Source organism: Ruficoccus sp. ZRK36 (assembly GCF_019603315.1).
Taxonomy (GTDB): domain Bacteria; phylum Verrucomicrobiota; class Verrucomicrobiia; order Opitutales; family Cerasicoccaceae; genus Ruficoccus.
The window spans coordinates 1,446,283-1,466,612 of sequence record NZ_CP080649.1 but is presented as its reverse complement, the minus strand read 5'-3'; the positions used below and the strand labels follow the sequence as shown (position 1 = coordinate 1,466,612).

General features: G+C 56.4%; 15 protein-coding genes and 1 tRNA gene. 6 read left to right on the top strand and 10 right to left on the bottom strand.

Going from position 1 to position 20,330, the window contains the following annotated elements; translation table 11 throughout:
• Positions 1–16: 16 nt before the first annotated feature.
• From K0V07_RS06505 to K0V07_RS06490, 4 genes are all read right to left on the bottom strand, one after another.
• The gene (locus K0V07_RS06505; RefSeq protein WP_220623730.1) at positions 17–1,573 is read right to left on the bottom strand and encodes an ATP-binding protein; all 1,557 of its coding nucleotides are present in this window, start codon (positions 1,571–1,573) and stop codon (positions 17–19) included.
• Entirely contained in the window at positions 1,566–4,658 is a 3,093-nt protein-coding gene (locus tag K0V07_RS06500) for a DEAD/DEAH box helicase family protein (RefSeq protein WP_220623729.1), read from the bottom strand. Before K0V07_RS06500 ends, K0V07_RS06505 begins: the two co-directional genes overlap by 8 nt.
• A 13-nt stretch (positions 4,659–4,671) precedes the next feature.
• Positions 4,672–4,863, bottom strand: coding sequence for a helix-turn-helix transcriptional regulator (locus K0V07_RS16655; protein WP_345778174.1), 192 nt, complete (start codon positions 4,861–4,863; stop codon positions 4,672–4,674).
• Positions 4,864–5,242: 379 nt separating this feature from the next.
• Complete coding sequence (locus K0V07_RS06490) at positions 5,243–5,473, bottom strand: helix-turn-helix transcriptional regulator (protein WP_220623727.1); 231 nt, start codon at positions 5,471–5,473, stop codon at positions 5,243–5,245.
• Between the two features lie 100 nt (positions 5,474–5,573).
• Between K0V07_RS06490 and K0V07_RS06485 the strand changes: the two genes are divergently transcribed.
• Both K0V07_RS06485 and K0V07_RS06480 read left to right on the top strand, forming a co-directional pair.
• Positions 5,574–5,897, top strand: a complete 324-nt coding sequence (locus tag K0V07_RS06485) for a hypothetical protein (protein WP_220623726.1) — start codon at positions 5,574–5,576, stop codon at positions 5,895–5,897.
• 13 nt (positions 5,898–5,910) lie between these two features.
• On the top strand, positions 5,911–6,945 hold the full coding sequence (locus tag K0V07_RS06480) for a hypothetical protein (RefSeq protein ID WP_220623725.1): 1,035 nt from the start codon (positions 5,911–5,913) through the stop codon (positions 6,943–6,945).
• 146 nt (positions 6,946–7,091) lie between these two features.
• Here the strand turns inward: K0V07_RS06480 and K0V07_RS06475 are convergent, their stop codons facing one another.
• Together K0V07_RS06475 and K0V07_RS06470 are read right to left on the bottom strand one after the other, a co-directional pair.
• Positions 7,092–9,605: a DNA polymerase gene (locus tag K0V07_RS06475; protein ID WP_220623724.1), complete on the bottom strand. Its 2,514-nt coding sequence runs from the start codon at positions 9,603–9,605 to the stop codon at positions 7,092–7,094.
• A 648-nt stretch (positions 9,606–10,253) separates the two neighbouring features.
• A tRNA-Gly gene (locus K0V07_RS06470) sits at positions 10,254–10,327 on the bottom strand.
• Between the two features lie 123 nt (positions 10,328–10,450).
• Here K0V07_RS06470 and K0V07_RS06465 point away from each other — a divergent pair.
• Positions 10,451–11,611: a type II secretion system F family protein gene (locus K0V07_RS06465; protein WP_220623723.1), complete on the top strand. Its 1,161-nt coding sequence runs from the start codon at positions 10,451–10,453 to the stop codon at positions 11,609–11,611.
• A 74-nt stretch (positions 11,612–11,685) separates the two neighbouring features.
• Here the strand turns inward: K0V07_RS06465 and rsmG are convergent, their stop codons facing one another.
• Complete coding sequence (rsmG, locus tag K0V07_RS06460; RefSeq protein ID WP_255568167.1) at positions 11,686–12,357, bottom strand: 16S rRNA (guanine(527)-N(7))-methyltransferase RsmG; 672 nt, start codon at positions 12,355–12,357, stop codon at positions 11,686–11,688.
• Between the two features lie 11 nt (positions 12,358–12,368).
• Complete coding sequence (locus K0V07_RS06455; RefSeq protein ID WP_220623722.1) at positions 12,369–14,045, bottom strand: hypothetical protein; 1,677 nt, start codon at positions 14,043–14,045, stop codon at positions 12,369–12,371.
• Positions 14,046–14,164: 119 nt separating this feature from the next.
• Here K0V07_RS06455 and K0V07_RS06450 point away from each other — a divergent pair, with 119 nt between their 5' ends.
• Both K0V07_RS06450 and metH read left to right on the top strand, forming a co-directional pair.
• The gene (locus K0V07_RS06450; protein ID WP_220623721.1) at positions 14,165–15,250 is read left to right on the top strand and encodes a homocysteine S-methyltransferase family protein; all 1,086 of its coding nucleotides are present in this window, start codon (positions 14,165–14,167) and stop codon (positions 15,248–15,250) included.
• Positions 15,251–15,406: 156 nt separating this feature from the next.
• Positions 15,407–18,061: a methionine synthase gene (gene metH, locus K0V07_RS06445; RefSeq protein WP_345778173.1), complete on the top strand. Its 2,655-nt coding sequence runs from the start codon at positions 15,407–15,409 to the stop codon at positions 18,059–18,061.
• Positions 18,062–18,099: 38 nt separating this feature from the next.
• On the opposite strand, the gene K0V07_RS06440 is transcribed toward metH, so the two are convergent.
• Positions 18,100–19,083: a 5'-methylthioadenosine/S-adenosylhomocysteine nucleosidase gene (locus K0V07_RS06440; protein ID WP_220623719.1), complete on the bottom strand. Its 984-nt coding sequence runs from the start codon at positions 19,081–19,083 to the stop codon at positions 18,100–18,102.
• A gap of 63 nt (positions 19,084–19,146) precedes the next feature.
• Positions 19,147–19,623 (bottom strand): redoxin domain-containing protein, encoded by a 477-nt coding sequence (locus K0V07_RS06435; RefSeq protein ID WP_220623718.1) that lies wholly within the window; start codon positions 19,621–19,623, stop codon positions 19,147–19,149.
• A 129-nt stretch (positions 19,624–19,752) separates the two neighbouring features.
• Here K0V07_RS06435 and K0V07_RS06430 point away from each other — a divergent pair, with 129 nt between their 5' ends.
• Positions 19,753–20,202 (top strand): hypothetical protein, encoded by a 450-nt coding sequence (locus K0V07_RS06430; RefSeq protein ID WP_220623717.1) that lies wholly within the window; start codon positions 19,753–19,755, stop codon positions 20,200–20,202.
• Positions 20,203–20,330: the final 128 nt, after the last annotated feature.

Sequence of the window (20,330 nt, the reverse complement as noted above, 5' to 3'; positions counted from 1 at the left end):
GATGATTATCGGATGATTAGCTTTCACGGCTTACGGGAGTATAATGAGTTGAGCGCCCACTTCCTTCTTTCAGTAATAGGTTGAGTTCGCACAAAATGGTCAGATCACGGTGGGCAGTATCCCGAGCTACCTCAAAACTCTCCTGAACCTGACGATTGGTCACCTCGCCACTCCGTATGGCTAGTTCGAGAATCCCTTGCTGACGTTTGTTCAGCTCATCGGTAACGGATGCGGGCAGCGCTTCGGTTTCCGCAACAGGTGCCTTAATGCGGTCGAGGTGTTCTGCGGGGCCAGGCAGCGTCAGCACAAAGCGATCTTCATCGAGTTCGACATGTGGCGCGTCGAGCCCATAATCCAGCATCGCCCCCCGCATACGACGGATGCCGGTACCGCGTTCTTCCATTCGTTTCAAGAACACCAAGCCTTGAGAAATCAGGGGGTTGCGAGACCGTGAACGAGCCTTACCTTCCTCGAGCTTCTTCATTGAAGGGTGACCAACTGGCTTGCCCGGGTTTGTCACCACAATCCGATCAAAGAAGACTTCGACGAAGACACGTTGAGACTGATCCTCGTAGTCACGGTGTGCCAACGCATTCACGAGTGCTTCGCGTAGGGCGACCTCCGGGTATTCAGGAAGTTCCAGCCTTTTCAGCCCCACGACTCGCGGCGTCTTTCGAGTATTCTGATAAATGGTTGCGACTATCGTATCAATAGCGTCAGGGATGTTCTGGTGAATGGGTTGTGCGATTACCGCCTCATCATTGCGGGTTTTGCCCTTATAGATATCAAGCTGAACGCGTGCTTGCGGGAACTCTGCGGTCGGGTCCTTGGCTGATAACATCATCCCGGCAGCGGTCGGGTGCGATGCCCCTTCTTTGTTGTCGAACCATATATATCCACGGCTCAAGAGCAACTGTTCGCGTTCAGCAGGCTTCAGCGTCTTGCGTGACTCGGGATCAAGTGCCTGAGCAAGTGATGTCAGATGGGCAGTCTTGAGGTCTTTCAGCGGGCGGAGCACGCGCTGCCGATCAAAGAGCGATGCCACTGATAAGGTAGCCTCGGCAATTGCCTTGTCGTCTCTGGAAGGCGTTAGCTCGTAGTTTTCATTTATGTGCTCAATGAGCCTTTCCCGGACGACGTCCTGCAATTCGTTGATATTGTTGAAACGACTGTAGGTGTGGGCATCATGGCAGACCTTATCAAAGAAATCATCCTCCTTCTTCTCTCGATGGAAGCTACGATCACCTTTGACACAGACTAGAGTCGGCATCTGACGCTGTTGCGCAAAGTCATACTCAAGATGAGTTGCCGAGAGCCCACCTTTGGCTACGGTACCATATTCTTTTCCGATAATGAGGACGTAAATCTGACACTTTGCCAGCAGCTTGAGGTAAGCCTGATCGTCTGGTCTGAGGGCAGCCGGATACTTCTCAAAAAGCATAGGAACGGTATGCCGGAGCAAAAACGGATCTGAGCCGAGGAGCACCTTCAACTGCATACGCTCCTCCGTCAGCTCCTTCTGGACAGAGCTGATAAAGATCCGAAGCTTTAAGTTGGCGGGGGTATCAGGCATTTTGATGCGTTTCGATTGGCGTACTGTTTGGCCCATCCGAGGTGGCGTGTTTTATCATCTCGTCAAAAAATCCCGATACCTTTTTCTCAAAATCGTCCTGCATTTCCCAGACGTCGGTAAATTCAGCGAATGCCCAGCGGCCATAGATACCGTGATTGTTAACGCCAGGGACCCAGTAGCTGTCCATGGTGGATTTCTTTTCCTTGGCGTCCTCACGGCGGTAACCCTTGATCTCGACAATCAGGTGGAGCGGGTTTTCCGGGCCGTGCCCATCATCGACAAGAACGATGAAGTCCGGGATGTATTTACGGTTCTCAGCATGGAAGCGGTACGGGACCTCAAGGCCTAGATTGTGATTTTTCACGTAAGCCAGCACCTGTGGGTGGTTCTCTGCGACCCGGCAGAACTCAGCCTCCCAATCGCTGTCGAGTACGACCCAGTTCACGTGACACCGGTTTACCGCTGTCTGGTAGAGGTCTTCTTTGGATGTTCTGAAGCTGACCTGTGATGTCGATCCAGTGGGATTGTAGGGGTCCAGTAGCGCTTTGATGATGCGCTCTCCCTGCGACTTCATGCCTGCTCGGGATATCGCTGCCGCGATACGCTCACAGGCCATATCTGCTATCTCCTGATACATGAGCTGGGCTGGATAGGTACCGCCCTTGCAATCCAGATATTCGTCTAGCCATTCACGTGTGACTCGCTTTAATTGACCAAATAGGTGCAGCTTGGGCTCATCGCCGGGATCGCGGTATTTGGTGTAGAGGAGTCGCTGGGTAAGATTCAGCAGCAAAGTGGACCTGCGCAGATCACCAGTATGCACGAGATTGAGGTCAACCCCTTCGCCGATAATACCACGAGACTCGGTTCTCGTTGCCCCGACGAGGTCCGGTGTAAGCTCCAGCGTCGAGCCTTCATTAAAATCCGCGCTCAAGCGTTCCGAAGGTAGCTCTACGCGGTAGCCAGATACCCTGGGGAAGCTGATCTTCAAAGCATCCCGATCCGGGCGGACCGCATGGACATGTGTCGTTTTACGTGGGGGTTGCGGTGGAGCAACCACGGGCTTTGCCGTAAAGTCAAAGGGAATGCCCAAAACATCCGCATACTCGACATCGAAAAGTCCCTTCTCGTTGAGGTTGTAGGATTGGCGACGCAATGCGCGACCAATCACCTGCTCGCAAAGCAATTGCGTACCAAAGGCGCGGACACCGAGTACGTGGGTAACGGTATTTGCATCCCAACCTTCCGTCAGCATGGATACGGAAACGACACAGCGAATCGACGCTCCCAGTTTCCCCGGCTTTCCAACGGTGTTCATAACCTCACGCAGGAGGTCCTGATCCGTCAAATTGTTGGCAGCATCCTGATTGCCAGTTCGTTCAACAATTTCATACCTAAAGCGTTCGATCTCAGTAGACGCCACTTTTCTGAAGTTATCGTCAAGCGCATCTCCGGACTCCAGCTGTTCGCTATCGATGAGGAGCGTGTTGGGGCGAGACAGGGGCTCCCCGTGCTCGTTGAAGTTGTCAAATAGAGGCAGCCTGCCTCGGATTGTCGGCTTGGTTGAATCTTCCTCAGGCTCGTAACCTGAGATATAGTCGTAAACGAGCTTGGAGGTCGCGGTGTTGTTACAGACAACAATGAAGCAGGGAGGTACCCCCAGCTTCTTTTTCTCCCATAGTTCAAAGGTCTGCTCGTAGTGACCGTAGAGCGCTTCGAGGGCTGTTTTAAGGGGCGTAGGCAGGCTTTCTGGGTCGAGGGTGGCACCCGTGCCCCGACCCTTCTTCGGCATCTTCTTTTTGATGTGTTCCCACAGATTACGGAACATGGGCATGTCGCCACCGGGGATGTTATCGGCAATGGGAACACGGGGCAGCTTGACGATACCACACTCAATGGCATCCATGAGGGAAAAGTCAGAAACCGTCCATGGGAACAGTGTGCCCTCGGCATAACCCGAACCACGCAGAAAAAAGGGAGTCGCAGAAAGGTCAACAACCCGATTGAGCCCAAGCTTGCGCTTCACGGTTTCAAGCCCACTGATCCATAGACGTGCAGCCTCGTTGTTTTTCTCCGCTTCTTTCTTTTCCTCGCCCTTCAAGTCTGAAGTGTCATCCTCTCCTGGCTTTTCGCGATAGCAATGGTGAGCTTCATCGTTGAGTACCATCACATTCTTCATGCCCATCAGATCGGGCATGACTCGCTGGAGCATCTGCCCCTCCGTCTCCAATGTGTTCAGCGCATCACCATGTCCCTGGAGTAAAGCCCGGTTGCCTTTCGACAACTCCATACGTTCACGCAATTTAAAGGAGTGATAATTTGTGATGACGATCTTGGCCTTACCGAGTTCCTTGAGCATATCGGGCGGGACCAACTCCCGGTTCTTGTAATAGCTCTCGGTGTCATTGGGGAGCAGTACACGCAGTCGGTCCCGAATGGTGATGCCCGGTGCCACGACTAAAAATCCCCGTGTATAGTGTTTACTGGTTGGACGACGAACGGCATTGATGGTCTGCCAGGCGATAATCATCGCCATGACAGTCGTCTTGCCTGCACCGGTAGCGAGTTTCAGGGCTGTGCGCAGCAGTTCAGGGTTCGCATTTTGGTTGGCTCGATTTAGGTGGTCGAGAAAGCCCTTGCCGATGTTTCCCTCCTTGGGGGCGACCTCAGTTAACCAGATTAGAGTTTCGACCGCCTCGACCTGACAAAAGAAAGGGCGGATGTCGTTGAAGGCGTGATGCCGCCAGTGCTGGAGAAGCCGAGCGGTTTCAGGTGTTACTTTCCATTGGGCGGGGTCAGCGATTCTACGCCACTCATTTACGCGTTTACGCAGTGAATTGATGTTTGTTTTCGTGTACTGCTGTTCAACGGTGGAAATACCCTCGCCTTCATCCATGACGAGTTCTCGCTGCTCAGATTTCCCCTTTCGCTTCTTAGCCTTGGGGATGGGAGTCATGAAGTCCGCGATACGACGGCTATCGATTATCCTCTGAGTGGGCTGTCCTTCCGAATCCAACTCCCAATGGCGGGAGGGATATCCGTAGGGGGAGTTGAGAATGGGATGCTCGAAAAAGGGCTCTGACATGACAGAAGTACTGTTACGAATCGAAATTGAAAGCAGACAGATCCAGCAGTCCTTTTTTGCACATTTTGGTGCAGAACCGATTCAGCTGACTGCGTTGCAGGGGCATAGGTACGGTTTTGCCGCTTTCCCACCTGCTAATGCTTGAAAAGCTGACACCAATCTCTCTCGCGAGACCCTCCTGACTCAGTCCGAGCTGTTTTCGCATGGACTTAACAAGAGCGGGTAAGCTTTCGGCATCAGGCATCGCTGTAGTACAAGGTGATGACATAGCAGCTGCAAGATATATCTTGATGATTCAAAACTTTTTTGAAGCACTGGATTTAGCATGGCCGTGCCTAGTATAGAATCCATAGCTCTTCAATGACTCGATTGAAGTAATTCCGAGCACATCAAAAATGTGATCGGCTCTACCTAACAAGGCTCAGCGCAAAATCACGAAAAATCTCTCCTTCCGAAATGACAGCTAGTCAATGAAACAGAACATTGCCTATATCGAAAGCCGAGTAGATGAGGACAGCTTGCGTATAATCACCCCGTCAATATAGTTGCGAACTTGAGCCCCTGAACATGATCCCCCTATCCACTCACCGTCGATGCACCCGACTACTGGGTGCTTTGCGGATCAGCTTGGAGCCCTCGGGCATGGTGGGGGCCAAGAGTTGCCAGGCACGAAGCCCATAGGGGGCGGCGAGACGTTCCACGGTAGATAGCCAGATCTCTTTCTTTCGGGCTCCTTCGATCTGCTGATAGAACTTATAGCCGATGCCCGCCAGTTGCGCGAACTCCTCCTGCGTCAGGTTATGCTTGGCCCTCAAGAGCCGTAATCGAGCACCTAGTTCAGTCAGTGAATTACCCACCCTTACACCATACGCTCATAAGGCTTGACCGATAACCTCACGATCATATGGTGTTTCAATGCGAATCGCCGCCGTTGTTCTCCTGTTTGCTGCCCTCGGGCTTGCCTTCACGATCGTCTTTATATCAGGGCCTGCCAAGACGAGTGTAGACGATGAATTTATGGAACTACAGGATGAGTCAACTAGTGCCTCGGCGTTTAGGCTTTTAAACTGGATGTTTACCGGCGATGACCCCGCCGACGAGCTCGTGAAGACGAGTCAGAAGCTCGCCTATCTGAACCGGGCACTGATCTTTGCCACGCTGGCAACCGGTGGACTATCCTTCTATTTATTCCGGCGATCCCGTCCGAAGAGAACTGTCGGTTTTGTGAGAGACTCTTGAATCTCTGGAGTGGATGATGAGCTCACAGTATCTCACGCTTTCAGCCCTGCTCTGCATAGCCTTGGCCGGGCCCCTCAGTGCCACCCAGCCAACAGAGCAGACACCTGAAGCAAACAGCACCACAGTTTTCGATCCTTACCACGCTGAGATCGTCGCGGCTGACGGACGCAAAATCACGGCCCACATTATCGGCCATGATGGTAAAGAGGTCCGACTCATCCCCGAGCATGTCGACCGCGAATACACCGTTCCCCTCGAAAACTTATCGCTCGAAACGCAGCAAGCGATCATAAGCAATTGCCCCACTGCATTCCTTCACCTCGACAAGAACTGGGACCGCGAAAACGCTCATGCCGGACTGGACAATACCACGATTAACGACCTGACACATCTGCTGAAGCAACAACTGACCATGAGTTTCCTCTCGGTGATGGAGTTCGATCAGACCTGGCTGTATGGGGATCTCTTGGACCAGGCATCCGTGATCTATCAGGGCATTCATTACCTGGAGCCCCTGCAGGTCGTCAGAGACCGACTGTATGATGCTCTGGAGATCGGGAAATCCCAAGTCGTCATTACAGACGGCTTCCCCGAAAACTCCTTTCGCCTGTGGCTGTTTCCGGTACGGGCCGAGTATCGCTACGCACAAGGATATGATGATTTGGAACAGTTGAGCGGCTACAACACGCTCGGACTGCTCGTAGATCGCAGCGAACAGATCGTTGCCGTACAGTGCATACGTACCAGCCAGCTTTCAGAAATACCGACCAGCCACTGGAATTTATTCGATGCCAACACGGTCGATTTCTTCGGACTCAAGAAGAAGTTTGCCGCGCAGGCGAAAGTCAGAATCCAGCCAACCAATCCCACGGGCGTGACCATGAACAACGCTCGCCCACGGGACATCAACAAGACCAGCACCACCGTCCACCAGACCCAGATTTATTTCAACAGCTCAGATGGTAGGCGCCTGAGCTACAGCCGTATGTATATGCCGGATCGGCTGGCCCGCATCATCGCCTACAACATCGGGAAGAACTGGAATTAATCCGGGCATCACAAAACATCGGACGACTCCGGTGTCATAGCGTGGTCTGGGTATTCCCATACCCGGTTACGACACCGCTGGCCTCAAGGCCTTTACCGAAGAGGCATAGCGGTCAGATAAGGATTTCAGAAATCTACGAAAAACTCCTACTCTTCGTAGATTTCCTCCGGCCATTCATCGCCCTCGTCATCAGCAGAAGGCAAGGCCGTAAGCAGCGCATTATGATCGAAATCCGGAAACTCCGTCTTAACCCTGCGAATCAGGCCAAACACCTCCGGGGTTAGCTCGATAGCATTCATGGGCACATCGGCTCTTACCGCGCTCTTGAACTGGTCAAGCGTCACCGAGTAGCCATGCTCGCCGAACCACCCACACCATTTCGCATAGCTTCGGTCCATGAGCCCCAAGCCCCATTGCTCCTTTATCATCGCTCGGATAAGCACACGAACAGCATCATCGACCATCGTTCCTCCCGCCGTTCGTCGCATCCCCTTGGGCAATGCAGCAGCCTGATAACAACGCTGAAAATGGTCCAGATCATCGAGAGTCTTTAAGCACCGCTTCTCTTCACTGCGAAACCGCTGGATAGTGTCACGAGCCCTTTTGCAGTCCTCCATACGCTGCCAGGGAAGCGTCTTGAACCATAGGTGATCCAGCCCGTCAATGGGCAGCATGCCCTTCTTGTGCAGATCAACCTGCCGCTTAAAATCAAAGTCCATACGCAGGGAGCGGTCTTTAAGCTGTTCCACCAAACCACCCGACGCTTCATGGTACATGGCGCTCATGCCCTTGAGCTGAGATACCACCAGCTTGCTGTTCTCGTCCCGGTCCTTGAACAGATTCACGATCCACTGATTCTGCTGAGCCTCATCATATCCCCTCGGGGCCTTGATGCCTGCCTTTGCCAGAATGGGCTTATGCCCACCAGCCCCCTTAAGAGTTGCCTGGCCACGTGTGGTCCACGACAAGACCTGACGCACCTGATGCTTATCTTCGAGAATAGTATCGTCACCCTCTGTAAGCACCTTACGGGCATCCCGGAACATATCGCATAGAGGACCACCGGAAGCCTCATCAGTCATCGACTCCGGTGCATTGGTAATAAACCCGTCGGTCGTCACGCTGATCACCTCGTATGGCTCCGGTATGCGATTCATGATCTCGCTAAGTACACCACGGACCAGCCCCGTGATGTGAGCCGCGAAGTAGGCCTGGGTAATCTGGGACGGAGGCAAGTCCTCGACCTCACCCGTGCGCGTATTGAGCCCACGGCGGTTCCTGAGACCTTGTGCGAACTTGCCGTAAAAGGAATTGATCAGCTCCTTGTAGAGTTTGTTTTCCAGTGTCGTCTTGGCGTTGTTACGGGACTGCGTAGCCTTCAGCACGATGTCACGAATCGGATATTGCTGGCGATTCAGAGGTACAATCACGCCGCTCCTGATTTCAACGCGTGCACCCTGGGCACGGGCCAGCGCTATTTCCGGGGCCGTTGCATAAGTATCACCTTCCCTGGGAAAGAACAGACTCCCATCATGCCGGACAGCCAAGCCAGGAAAACGAATAGTGTGTGGGAATACGAACTGAATATTAGCAAAGCCCATCGCATCCAGCGTGTAACGATCAATGTCTGTCGTGTGCTCGATTCTCTTCCAGACAGGTTGAGGGATCGTCGCCATCGCTGTCGAGTAGGCCCCCTTCAGGTCGATGTCCCGCCAGTCATCCTCCTGAGTCGCTCCAAAGTAGAAAGACTCGTTACGACCACCATGATACGAGTCGATCACAAGGTTTTCGCTATCCGAAAGCTCGGGCAACAGCTTCACCTCTTTTATCTTTTTCTGACGACCGGTCTTCGGATCATACACGGTCTTTTCAACCTCATGCTGCCCAAGCACAGCCAACGAGCTAACCCCTTCCTTGCGCCAAAGGTCCAGACAGTACTTCACCCCCATGCCCCCGAGGGTGATGGGGACTTCACGCTCGCCAAACATGTCCTCGGATGTCTCTGCCATCTTTAGCGCGTGCACGGCGGCGATTTCAGCATCCCTGACCGCGTACGTTTCGAACAAGCCGGGATCCTGCTCAAGCAACTGATCCATGTGAGCAATCATTCCAGCCGGAAGGTTTACCTTCCCAATACCATTCAGGTCACCAAGCGCTTCCAGCGAACTGCCAGCCGGAGCGATGTGCATGGTATCCCTCAGCGTTACAGCCACCGTACGTTGGTTATGGTTGCTGTCCGTCAGGGTAACTTTATAAGGAACTCCCAGGCTGGTGTAGCTTTTGCGAACATTATCAAAGGAGCACTTGAGAACGTCATGGTAGTCGCTGAACGAGCTCAGATCAGCTCGCGTAAAATGGGAAACAAGTACGACTGACTTCGGGTAATGCGAGAAGAGCTTTCTGCGTTTGGCGGATTCCAGACTGCGAGACAAAAAAGCCTCCAGGCTCAGACGTCCGGTATCTTTGGTCAAAAACAGCCCTCCGCCACGCTTGTCCCCATTGATCACATACCACTGGTAGCTCAGTATCTGATTGTCGTTCGTGTCCGCAGTGTCCCGCACCCACTCCGCATCAAACCCAAGGATAAACAGACGGCCCGGCGCGCGTACTTTCTTTTTCGCCATTTTGGCGGATTTACGGGCGGTTTTCTTCTGAGGCATGACGAAAACGATCCATAACTACGCTACCACCCATGGTCGAACAAAACATTTCACGAGCCATCTGCTAAGTAGCAATAAGCGCCACGAGGGCGCATTTGGGGGCCTTGTTATTGACAATAAGGACCAATTAACTAGTCATTTTCTATACTTAATATTCCTTTATTACTGTTTTACGTGAAATTTTTTACTAATATTTAGTAATTCAAATTTCACTCCGAAAGACCAGCATCTCGCCAATATTTCCACTAACCGTTTATATTAAACCACTTACAGAAATATCGCCATTTTTTAGCACCCTCAAAAACGCGCCAAAAGCTTCTCCCCCCGGATTTCAGGATATTCCAGGTACACGTTCGTTTTTGTTTTCGGCGTGATTTACGCCCGCATGCCTGAAAAATGACCGCCAAATGGGGTGGAAGATGGCGAAAGAATAACCTGCTGGGTAGTTCCCTATTCCCTGTATGATCCAGGTACGCCAGCCCCCCTGTGTGTCATGTCAGTGTCATGTCAGAATAGCGGCTTTTTGCGCATTTTTCGATCACTTCACGATTATTTTGTGATTTGACCCCAAGGTAGCTTTTGGCCTAGGATTGATCCTATAAATCGCTAACCGTCACGGAAATGGCAGCCTGGCCATATCTCGACAATTGGTGCGGGCGGACGGAATCGAACCGACATCATCAGTTTGGAAGACTGAGGTTTTACCACTAAACTACGCCCGCATAAATGACGTAGGGCAGCAGACTTGACCCCGAAGCCCTTAGCGGTCAAGCTAATACCACAATTATGCCTCATGTCGGACGGAACGACACAGGAGCGCAAACCCTTTACCCCAGGTAGAGCCCATGGCCATGTTATCACAGAGCGCAGCCGCCAACCAGGCGGGTGGTAGAAAAAAGAAGCTCAGTTTCGCCGACAAACAGCGTTTGGCCAAACAACGCGCGTATGAGAAACAGGCCCGCCGCAAGAAGATCAAGCTTCAGGAGCTGACCGTCTTCACCCAGCAGATAGCGTCCATGCTGGAAGCCGGGCTCCCGCTAGTCTCAGCACTCGACGCCCTGCAGGAGCAGACCGAGAACCCGGTTTTCCGCATCATCATCCGGGAAGTCCGCAATGACATCTCCAGCGGGACATCCTTCTCCGACGCGGTTCGCAAATTCCCGAAAGCATTTCCCAACCTTTTCGTGAGCATGGTGGAGGCGGGTGAAGCCTCTGGTGCGCTGGCAGACATTATGGCCAAGGTGGCCGTCTACTTCGAAGAATCGCTCGGCCTGATGAAAAAGGTAAAGAGCGCGATGGCCTACCCGGTCGCAGTCATCACCCTGGCGGTCGTGATCGTGAACGTGCTCCTGATCAAGGTCATTCCGGTCTTCGCCGGTATGTTTAAGGACTTTGGGGCCGAGCTGCCTAAGCCAACCCAGATGCTGATCGACCTGAGTAATTTCATGCAGGATTACATCCTGTTTATCATCGCTGGCGGGGTGGGCTTGTTTTTTCTCTACAAGAAAGCCACCAAAACGCCGCGCGGCCGCGAGGTGCGCGACTCCGTCTTTCTGCGTCTGCCGATCATCGGGAACCTGACCCGCAAGATCAACGTCTCACGCTTTTGCCGGACCTATGCCATTCTGCTGCGCAGTGGTGTGCCCATCCTGCGTGCACTGGAGATTTGCTCTAATGCCTCGGGGAACGTTTTCATCGAAAAGGCCTGTACCGGCATCAGTCGCCACATCAGCCAGGGTGGACAGCTCTCGGACGTCGTCGCCGTCACTCCGTACTTTCCGCCCATGGTCAAGCACATGGCACGCGCCGGCGAGCAGACCGGTAACGTAGACGGCATGATGAACAAAATCGCGGACTTTTACGACACCGAGGTTGATAACATCGTGGGCGCCCTCACCTCTCTGATGGAGCCGATCCTGATCTGCGTATTGGGTGTGATTATCGGGGGTATCGTCATCGCTATGTTCCTGCCGATCTTCCAGATGTCCTCGGTCATCTCCAACTAATAAAACGGAGCCCCAGTAGCCCGCGCGTAGAAGAACGATGCCCGGGGCACTTCGGGCGGCAAGGAACGCTACCGCTATGCGCGGGTAGCGGGCTCTTCCCGGCGCAGGTCCTCAGCCTTGAATTGCAGGATGTACTTATCCTTGAAGTAGGTGTCTGCCAGAACCTCCTCAAGCCCGAGGGACCGGGTAAGCCGTGAATGCAAGCCAGCCGCCTCGGCCTGGACGTCTCCACCGCGCCAATACAGCAGCCCGTTGGGCAGGGAGTGGGTCTTCCCCTTGCGACACAGGGGGCGAATCCAGTTAATAAACGCAGCCAGATCCGTGACGGCCCGACCGGTGACGAAATCGTATTTCGTTTTGATCGTCTCAACCCGGCAGTTACGGACTTCTACATTTTTCAGGCCGAGCCGCTTCACGATATCCTCGACGACTCGAATCTTTTTCCCCACGGAATCAACCAGGGTAAAGCGTGCCTGCGGGTAGCAGATCGCCATCGGCACGCCGGGCAGCCCACCCCCGGTGCCCACATCAATCACGCGTGCACCATGCATGAGCTTGAGCATGCCCGTGACAGCCAGGCATGGGGCCAGGTGATGGCGCTCAAGCTGGTCGATATCCTTACGCGAGACGAGGTTAACCCGCTCGTTCCATTCGCGCATGAGCTCTGCCCAGAGGGCCAGTTGCTCCCAGGCGGCATCCGACACGGCAGGCAGGTGTGCCCGCAAAGATTCCAAAGCGTTTGTCATATAAATAGCAATCAGTCGTCTTTCGGTAAGGGACGCGCGCTCTGCACGAACTTGCGTTCCTCCGGCAACAGAGCGTCCATATCGACACCCTGCAAGGCCTGTTCGTAGCCCTCCTTGTCATCGAGAAGTCGGCAGGCATAGGCCTTTACCAGTTGACCACGGACACCCAGCGGGTCTACCCGGCCAAGGACCTCCAATGCCTTAGCAGGCTCCCGAGACTTGCACAGAGCGAATGCCCAGCAGATCTGATACGCGGGGTTCTCGGGGTCATAGCTGTAGTTGAGCTGTGCAATACGCTCGGCCCCCCGACGGTCCACGTCCAGGACCATGGCGATCCAGGCATACTCACTCGACAGGTCACGATCCTGGGGGAAATTCTCACGCTCCTCCTGCAAAAGCCGGAGCATAGCCAGGGTGTCGCTTCTGCCTTTAAACAATGCGTAGAGCTGGTCATAGGCGGAGCGATCCCAGGGATCGTCACGAATAATCTCCTGCAGGATCGCCACCTCTTCGCGCTCAAAGCCCAGCCGCGCCGTCACAGGCAGCACCTCTCGCAGTTGCGGTAAGGCGGCGGAAGATAGCCAGCGGGTGAAGGCAGGATTTGGGACATCCCGAGCCTCTTCGCGATCGAGCGTAAGCGTCAGCGGCGGTAATAGAGAGGCAAAGCCCTCGGCTCCCGTCCAGTCGACGCGCGAGTTGTAAGCCCGTAAGGCCTTGAGCTGGTCGGTCTGGACCATCGCCTCGGCCACACGATTGGCCACGGGCGGACGGTTAATGTTCATGACCGCCTTATCCTCCATCGCCAGCTCGATAATGAGTTCATTCTCACCGCGGGCCAGCAGCCAGTTGAAGATAGACGTGAGCGCGGGCACATTGCGCTGCTCTTCGATGATCAGCTCCTTTAGCCGCTGCTCAAAGTCTTCGCGATTGAGATCATAAAAAGCCTCTAAAGCCAGCAGGCGCATCGACACGTCCCCCGCTCCGGCATCCCAGACTCGCTGAGCGGCGGATTGCAGCCTCTGCTTATCACCGAGCGCGGTCTCGATCTGGAGTAACAAAGCCGCCGCCTCGACCCGAACCTGATCCCGGCCCAACAAACTATCGAGGCGCCGAACCGTGGCACTCAGGTCTGCCGCCGGGAGGACTTGCGTCTCGGCACGGGAGAGTTCTACGCCGACTTCAGCATCGTCAGGCGCACGCTCATAGGCCTCACGCAGGTATGCCAGACGAGCGTTCTCATCCTGAGCAGTCCCGGCCAGATCCGCACCCAGACGAGAAAACGATGCCGTCCCGCCCAGCGGTGGCCCGGCGGCCTCAAACTTCTCATAGATACTGCGGGCCTCATCAAGTCGACCATAGCGGACCAGCGCTCCCATCCAGTCTCGAAACGCTGTGATGTCATCAGGCTGTAGTCCACTCAGGCGCTCGTACACAGGCAAGCATCCGGCATTCTCAATCCCATCCAGCAGACGCGCCTGAACCTGCAGCGTGCTGATGCTATCGGGGTCCCTGGCCACGGCCATCTCGAGCTGCTCGATCATCCGGTCATTGTACCCGGCCTCGTAGGCTTTCTGGGCCTCCTCCAGCTCCGTTTCCAGCTGAGTCTGGCCCCACATCGCCAGCAGCCACCACAGCACACCGATGAAGATGGCCGTAACGACAGCAATGATAATCAGCTTGATACGCATCCGGCCTTGAACATGAGCACTCCACCCGCACACTTCAAGCCCACTCGACACTTGTTGAAAAACTTCAAATAACCCGTTGACGCATCAACCCATCCAGATATGTTGATGCGTACATTCTCATGAAAACCTCTTCCGATAAACCGCTCTCCACCCGCGGACAACAAATAGTACAGCTGCTGCAAGAGCGTATCGTCTTCCTCGACGGTGCCATGGGCACGATGATCCAACAGCACAAGCTGCAGGAGGAGGACTTCCGTGGGGAAAAGTTCAAAGACGTCGAGAAGCCCCTCAAGGGTAACAATGACCTGCTCGTCTTTACCCGGCCCGATGTCATCGCGGGTATCCACAAGTCCTTTATGGAGGCCGGCTCAGACATCATCGAGTCCAACACCTTCTCCGGTACCTCCATCGCCCAGGCCGACTACGGGCTCGAAGACATCGTCTACGAGCTCAACAAGACCGCCGTCGAGCTGGCCCGCAAAAGCATCGACGAGTTCGAGGCCACCCACCCCGGCCGCACCTGCTACGTGGCGGGCTCCATCGGCCCCACCAACCGAACCTGCTCACTCTCCCCCGATGTCGAGCGCCCCGAGTACCGCAACGTCACCTTTGACCAGCTCGTCGAGGCCTACACCGAACAGCTGCGCGGCCTCGTCGATGGCGGCGCGGACGTCCTGCTGGTGGAGACGATCTTCGACACGCTCAACGCCAAGGCCGCGCTTTTCGCCATCGAGCAGTTCTTCGACACCCGCGAGGAGCGCCTGCCGGTCATGATCTCGGTCACGATCACCGACCAGTCCGGGCGCACGCTCTCCGGGCAGACCGTCGAGGCCTTCTGGCACTCCATCCGCCACGCCAATCCCCTCTCAGTCGGGATCAACTGCGCGCTCGGCGCCGATCTGATGCGCCCCTACATGGAGGAGCTCTCCAAAATCGCCGACTGCTACACCTCCTGCTACCCGAACGCCGGGCTCCCCAACCCGCTCGCCCCGACCGGCTACGATGAGACCCCCGAGAGCATCTCCGCCGCCCTCGGCGAGTATGCCCAGAGCGGCTTCATCAACATCGTGGGCGGCTGCTGCGGGACGACTCCCGCGCACGTCGGTGCCGTCGTCAAGGAAGCCTCGAAATACCCGCCCCGCCAGGTCCCGGAGTTCGCACCCCGTCTGCGCCTGTCCGGACTCGAAGGGCTCACTATCGGCTGAGCCTGCCCGTCACCACGCAGTTTTAATTTCCAGATACGTTTCCAAATCACTTCGGTCCCTCCGTCCAACTCGCGTTTCCCTCCGCAGGACGATTAGGCCCGAAAGCAATATTCCCTCCACCGCCTCATGAGCAGCAACAACGCCCAACGATTTTTCATCGTCGGCGAGCGCACGAACGTCACCGGCTCGCCGCGCTTCCGTAAATTAATCAAAGAGGACAAGTTCGACGAAGCCATCGAAGTCGCCCGCCAGCAGGTCGACAATGGCGCCAATATCCTCGACGTAAACTTCGACGAAGGCCTTCTCGACAGCGAGGCCTGCATGACGCGCTTTCTCAACCTCCTGGCCGGGGAGCCCGACATCTCGCGCATCCCGATCATGATCGACTCCTCCAAGTGGTCTGTCATCGAGGCGGGGCTCAAGTGCATCCAGGGCAAGGGCATCGTCAACTCCATCAGCCTGAAGGAGGGCGAAGAAACCTTTAAGGAGCGCGCCCGGCTCTGCCACCGGTACGGAGCCGCCATCGTCGTGATGGCCTTTGACGAGCAGGGACAGGCCGCCACCCGTGCCGACAAGGTCCGCATCTGCCAGCGCGCGTACAAGATCCTCACCGAGGAGGTCGGCTTCCCCGCCGAGGACATTATCTTCGACCCGAACATCCTCACCGTCGCTACCGGCATGGAGGAGCACAACAACTACGCGGTCGACTTCATCGAGGCCGTACGCGAAATCAAGGCCACCTGCCCGCTCGCCAAAACCAGCGGCGGCGTCAGTAACATTTCCTTCTCCTTCCGCGGTAACAACCGCGTCCGCGAGGCCATGCACGCGGCCTTCCTCTACTACGCCATCGAGGCCGGGCTCGACATGGGCATCGTCAACGCCGGCATGATCGAAGTCTATGACGAGGTCGACAAGGAGCTGCTCACCTACGTCGAGGACGTCCTGCTCAACCGCCGCGAAGACGCCACCGAGCGCCTCATCGAGTACGCTGAGCAGTTCAAGGGGCAGAAGGGCAAGGACGACGCCGGAGCCCATCAGGCCTGGCGGGACGGCACCGTCGAGGAGCGCCTCTCCCACGCCCTGGTCAAGGGCATCGGCGACCATGTCGAGGAGGACACCGAAGAGGCCCGCCAGAAGTACGGGCGCCCTCTGTACGTCATCGAAGGACCGCTCATGGATGGCATGAAGGTCGTCGGCGAGCTCTTTGGCGCCGGTAAGATGTTCCTGCCGCAGGTGGTTAAAAGCGCCCGCGTGATGAAGCGTGCTGTCGCCTACCTGACCCCGTACATGGAGGCCGAAAAGGCCGACGGCGAGTCGAGCAGCGCGGGGACTTTTGTCATCGCTACCGTCAAGGGCGACGTACACGACATCGGTAAAAACATCGTCAGCGTCGTGCTCGGGTGTAACAGCTGGAAGGTCGTTGACCTCGGCGTCATGGTTTCCTGTGACAAAATTCTCGAAGCCGCCAAGAAGGAGAAGGCGGACATCGTCGGCATGTCCGGACTGATCACGCCCTCGCTCGACGAGATGATCCACAACGCGCAGGAGATGCAGCGCCAGGGCTTTACGGTGCCGCTGCTCGTCGGCGGCGCCACCACCAGCAAGGCCCACACCGCGATCAAGATCGCCCCGCACTACGACCAGCCCATCGCGCAGGTGCCGGACGCTTCGCTCGTGGTCGGTATCTGCAACCGCCTGAAAAACCCGAAGACGCGCGCGGAGTTCGTCACCGAGCTCAACGCCGAGCACGAGAAACACCGCGAGCGCCACGCCAAGAGCACGGGCCGCACCAAGCTCCTCTCCATCGAGGAGGCCCGATCCTGCCCCGAGCAGACGGACTGGGCCACGGTGGACATCCCCACCCTGCCCCGCATCGGCATCACCGAGCACGAGCTACCGCTGGAGCGCGTAGCCGAGTATATCGACTGGTCGCCGTTCTTCTGGTCCTGGCAGCTGAAGGGCGTCTTCCCCGCGATCCTCGACCATAAGACTTACGGCGAGCAGGCCCGCATCCTCTATGACGAGGCGCAGGCACTCATCGCCGACATCATCGCCAACAAGCGCTTCCACTGCCGAGGCGTCACCGGCTTCTGGCCCGCCCAGAGCAATGGCGACGATGTAGTTATTTTCAATGACACCAACGCGGCCGACCCGCTGGCGACGCTCCATTTCCTGCGCCAGCAAAAGGAAAAAGTCGGCGAGGACCAGACCTGCCTGTGCATGGCCGACTTTGTCGCTCCGCAGAACTCCAGCCGCATCGACAGCATTGGCGCCTTTGCCGTCACGGCGGGCTTCGAGGTCGAGCGGTACGCCAAGACCTTCGAAGAGAAAAAGGACGACTACACTGCTATCATGATCAAGGCGATTGGCGACCGCTTCGCCGAGGCAGCCGCCGAGTATCTGCACAAGATCGTGCGCGACGAGCTCGGCTACGGCGCAGAGGAAGGCTTCACGGCCTCAGACCCCCTGCCCGCCGCCGCTGGCGAGGTCAACCCGCATACCGCCTGGATGATCAAGGAGCAGTACCGGGGCATCCGCCCGGCCGCTGGCTACCCCTCGTGTCCGGACCATACCGAAAAGGACACCATCTGGAAAATCCTTGAGGCCGAGCAACGCACGGGCATTTCACTGACGGAGAACAAGGCCATGAACCCGCCCAGCTCGGTCAGCGGGCTATACTTCTCGCACCCGAAGGCGCGCTACTTCAACGCCGGCCCCATCGGCCGCGACCAACTCGAAGACTACGCCGCCCGCAAGGGTCGCCCCGTCGAAGTGATGGCCAAGTGGCTCGACTACGTGCTGGCGGGGTAAGGGACCACGCTGCGACACAGGGCGGAAGCGCCACTAAGTTACTGCCCGGCCTCAGTCAGCTCATCGAGGACAGCGAAGAGCAGCTGCGTGCCAAAGCGCGAAGCCGGAACGCTGTACAGATCCAGCTCGTTCTGCTTGTGCTGGCCACCCGCCAGATCACTCACCGCACGGATGACGATCCAGTCCACGCCATTGACCGTGCATACCTGCCCGACGGCAGCGGACTCCATGTCCGTAACCTCGGCCTGGTAGACCTCCCAGACCCATTCACGGTAGTCGCGGTTATCCAGAAAGACAGACCCGCTCACCCCTCGCCCGCCGACCTGGAGCTTCACGGTCCGTTGGCCGAGCTTCGGCAGTTCCATCCCGGCCACCGCGTCCTGCGCCGCTGCGTAGAGCTCCGGGGCCACGGTGAAGTACGGCGTCAGCTTCGGCTCCGGTTGCCCGTCTTTGACGATGGCCACCTCGCGCGAAAAGATCATGCCATCGTTTCTATAATGCGGCATCAACGGGTCGGCGGAGATACGCTCGGGCATCCCGGCGTAGTAGGCGGCCTGGTGCGGTGGGATGATATACTCACCGGGGTGATCAGGGTCGGGATTCGCGTAGAGGTTTTCGTCATGATAGTACCAATACTGCGGCACGACGACGTCGCCCGGCTTCCACTGCGGGTTGATCCCGCCGGCGATCCCCATAAAGAGCACGCGCTCGATGGGGAAGTAATCCAGCGCCATCTGCGTAGTCATGGCAGCATTGGTGATACTGATTCCCGTGGCAAAGACGATGATCGGCTCGCCGCGATAAGTCCCCAGATAGTAGCGCACACCATGGAAGCTTTTCACCTCTTCCAGCTCGGCATCTGGAGATGCCTTTAAATAAGCCAAAACCGCATCCACCTCCGGGTCAAAGGCGGTGACAAGCGCCGTCATCGTCCGCCCATCAAAGGCGCGCGGCCCATAGGACTGCGCACAGGCAGCGGACACAAGGAGGCAGGCACAGGCGATGAAAAAACGCTGGATCATGAGTACCGATCTAACGCCCAGCTCAAGGGCTGCCAAGCGATAACGCTCGCAGCGAAACTGACCTCAGCCAATCTCGTTGATCAAAGTCTTCAGTTCCTCGTCGTGGGCCTTGGTGTCGATCTTTTCGATCACACCGAGCACGGTGCCATCGGCCTCGACGAGGATCGCGCAGCGCGCCGGCCCCATGTATTTACGGCCATACATGGACTTCTCGATCACCGCATCGGCGGCCCCCGTGATTTTGTATTCAGGATCGGATACAAGCGTAAAGCCGATGCCCTGCTTCTGCGCATACTTCAGATGAGAGCCGCAGGTGTCCTTACTCACGGCGATGATGTCCCAGCCGAGCTTATCAAAGTCGCCCGCAGCCTCTGCCAGTGCGTGCGTCTGCAGGTCGCAGCCGCGCGTATTGTTCTTCATATAAATGGAGAGAATAGTGCGGCGCTTCAGCAGATCCGCCAGCGCACAGTCGGTCTGCTCTCCATTGACAACGGCTTTGAGGGAGAGGTTCGTATCGAGTTTATCACCGGGCTTAATCATGGGAGTGGCGTTTGAAAGTTAGGTGTTTGAAGGTTTGAAACTTTGGCCTGGAGGCATAGAGTTTCCCGTAGCGTTTCCCCAAGAAACAAACACACGCGCCCCATCCGGGCAAGCCCGCTCATCCTACCCATGAAAAACCTCGCTCAAGCCCGCGCAAAAGCCACCAACCACGCCTACATGATGTGGCTCGATGCCCTCTCGGAGGGCCGTACCCTCCAGGGTGAGGCACGCCTCGGAGAGCGTTCCTTTCGGCAGTTGGCGGAGGCCTGCGAGAGCCCCCGGCAGTTCGCCATGATCGTAGAGGCGCTTGAGGAGCACTGTAAGGAGCAGCCGGACAAGCCCAATGGCTTCGCCCTGCTGGCCGAGCAGGTGAACGACTCGCCCTACGACCTGGGCGAATGGGTGGAGGCTCTGGAGTATTTCTACGACTGGCTGGAGCAGCATCAGCGGCGCGGCGCGTTCCAGACCATGCTCGGCTTCCTCGGGTGCAGCGTGGAGAGCCTCCCCTCTCTCGCCGAAAAGCCACCCCTCAAAGACCTCGCCGCCGACATGCTCGACGAGTACGGCTTCCAGGGGTAAGGCAGGACGCGTCCTGCACCTGTGATCCTTCGGATCACTGATGGCTTCGCCATGGACAACGGCGGTCGATATCGACTCAGTGGAACCTCGCCTCAGGGAGTGTCTCCGAAATTAGCTTCCGGGACTCC